Here is a 279-nt window from a genome sequence, read left to right as displayed (position 1 = left end):
CCGCGCCCGCGGACCCCGCAGCCGGCTACACGCCCCGCACGTCGTTCACCTTCACCGGCACCGCGACCCCGGGCGCCACGATCAGCATCGAGAACACCCGCGGAGCCAAGGTCGCCACGGTCACCACCGACAAGACCGGCACCTGGAGCTGGACCCGCGCCAACCTCGGCACCAGCATCTGGAACCTCAACTTCATCCAGGACATCGGCACCCCCGAGCAGACCCAAGCCGAACTCCGCGGCTTCGCACCCCGCGTCGAACGTCAGCCGGTGACACTCT

1 protein-coding gene is annotated in these 279 nt (G+C 69.5%); it reads left to right on the top strand.

Going from position 1 to position 279, the window contains the following annotated elements; all coding sequences use genetic code 11:
• Positions 1-279 (top strand): hypothetical protein (locus ASG05_RS16910; RefSeq protein WP_235491474.1); only part of this gene is annotated, 279 nt, incomplete at both ends.

Source organism: Frigoribacterium sp. Leaf186 (assembly GCF_001423905.1).
Taxonomy (GTDB): Bacteria; Actinomycetota; Actinomycetes; order Actinomycetales; family Microbacteriaceae; genus Frigoribacterium.
This window is presented reverse-complemented; position numbering and strand designations above follow the sequence as displayed.